This window comes from Bradyrhizobium sp. CSA207, from assembly GCF_029051685.1.
GTDB lineage: Bacteria > Pseudomonadota > Alphaproteobacteria > Rhizobiales > Xanthobacteraceae > Bradyrhizobium.
The window spans coordinates 1-2,340 of the sequence record NZ_JAACFT010000094.1; the positions used below are offsets into that span (position 1 = coordinate 1).

Annotated in this window: 1 protein-coding gene; it reads right to left on the bottom strand. The window is 55.6% G+C overall.

The genetic code is table 11. The annotated features are described in order from the left end of the window. Window positions 1–254: 254 nt before the first annotated feature. Entirely contained in the window at window positions 255–2,039 is a 1,785-nt protein-coding gene (locus tag GWG65_RS40045; RefSeq protein ID WP_275200894.1) for an adenylate/guanylate cyclase domain-containing protein, read from the bottom strand. Window positions 2,040–2,340 lie beyond the last annotated feature (301 nt).

Below are 2,340 nucleotides of genomic sequence, written 5' to 3' on the forward strand. Positions count from 1 at the left end.
CCGCTCGCACTGGATTATCCACGGTCACATAGTCATCGAGCGATGCCGGAAACAGCATGCTCTGCCCGCGATCCACCCCTTCAACAAAGCGCTTCATTGGACGTCCCCGCAAGTGCAGGGAATCCTATCGCGCGAATCACCGGAAACAGAACGTTTTCACACGGCCTGGGCCATGAGCCGACATGGACACCGTGGGGGCTTTTCAGGTCGTCCACTCGCCTGTTCGGGGAAGGGCCAAGGGAATGAAGCCCCGATCACTCCGGCAGGCCCGCTTTCCGCAGCCCCTCTTCCATTCTCGCAAGTTCTGACGGGCGGAGAGGGACGGGGTAATTGATTGTCGCAATTCGGACTCCGGGTTCGATCTTCTGAAGACGCAGAACGGCTTTCTGTGCTTGCTCCGGTCGACCTAAGAAGGCGTTGCTCGCCGCTGTGATTCGCCATGCTGGCGAATGGTTCGGGTTTTCCCCGATGGATTTTGCCGACCATGCCGCTGCTTGATCGTAGTTATCGGTGAAGAAGTATCCCATTGCAGTTCCATGCTGCATCATAAATAACAACGGATCAAACGGGCTGAGGCGCATTGCACGCGCGAAATCTTCTATTGCCAGACTCCAGTCACGCAACATAAGCCTAATCAATCCGCTCGAAAGCCACGCGTCCATTAGATTTGGATTAAGCCGAAGTGCGCGTTCGACAAGAGCATACCCTGCATCAACGTCGTCGCTGACAAACGCGAGCGCCGCGCCACTCCAACATAACACTTGCGCATCATGGTGATCCAATTGGACCGCCCGCTCGGCTAACCGCCTTGTTTCTGCAATCTCACTTGCAGTTTCCGTAAGCCATCCATTCATTTTCCGCGTACTGAAGCAAATTGCCGCTAACGCGTGGGCCAATGCAAATTTAGGATCAATTTCGATGGCTTTGTAGTAGTGTCGCAGAGCCTCGCTGGTAGATTCGTTGGTCCACCGATATACACTGGCAATTCCTCGCATGTAATGATCATACGCTTCGAGACTGTCGGTTGGCTTAAGCACAGCGCGCCCAATTTCGGCCTGCTCCAGTGTCGGCGTAATAGCCCCAACAACGCTTGTCGTAACTTGGTCCTGCAGCTCGAAAACTTTTTCGGTAGCACCGTCGAACCGATCCGCCCAGAGATGTGCTCCCGTTGAGGTGTCAATTAACTGAGCTGTAATACGTACCATACTTGCTGCTTTCCGTACGCTACCTTCGAGCACATAGCGGACGCCCAGCTCGCGTCCAACCTGCTTAACGTCAACAGCCTTGCCCTGGTACGTAAAGGACGAATTTCGGGCGATCACGAATAGAGACTTAAACCGCGATAAAGCAGTGATTATCTCTTCCACTATCCCGTCAGCAAAATATTCCTGCTCGGGGTCGCCGCTCATGTTCTGAAATGGCAGAACCGCAATGGAGGGTTTGTCCGGAAGTGAGACCGCCTGAGTTTTGTTCACAGCCGAACCTGATCTTGCCGCCGAAGGGGTTTGACCGATTAGCCGAACCCGCCACACCTGGACAGCCTCAGCAATATTCTTTAGCGACTGCGAACCCATATCTTCGAAGGCGATATCGACCTTCCCGCGAATTTGCCGGTAAGCGTCGTCCGAAATGCTTACGCCACCCGGCTGGGCAATTCCCTCCAGCCGCGCGGCGATATTCACCCCATCACCAAAAATATCATGTTCATCGATGATGATGTCCCCGACGTGGATGCCGATGCGGAACTCGATCCGCGCATCCTGAGGCACATCGGCGTTTTGTTCCGCCATGGCCCGCTGAACTGCAACTGCACTACGCGCGGCATCAACGGCGCTGGCAAACTCGACCAACATTCCGTCACCGGTTGTCTTGACGATGCGCCCACGATTGGAGGCAATGGTGGGATCGACAAGGGACTTTCTGACCGCCTTGAGCCGGGCCAGCGTGCCTTCCTCGTCGGCACCCATAAGGCGGCTATACCCTGCGACATCCGCCGCCAGCACCGCCGCCAAACGCCTCGCAACCCGTTCCTCAGACACGGAACGCCCCTTTTTGGTGATCTCGGTTCCACGGGTATCAAAGCATATTGGGCGGCGACCGGGCTAGGGTCGACTTCCGGTTTGGGTCAAAATGCGAAGAAGTCGACCTGACCAAATCTGGTCCGCTATGCCTCGCTTGGCGGACCTGAACGAGGTGCGCTGCTACTTCGCTGATGGGCCATAGGCAGACATTAGCGGAACTTCCCGAAAACGGACGCATTGGCTTTGCCAAAGGGACATAGCGCCCGGCAGTTGGTGTCACGGTTGCGCAGACGCATTCAATCTTGCCGGAAAGAGGATA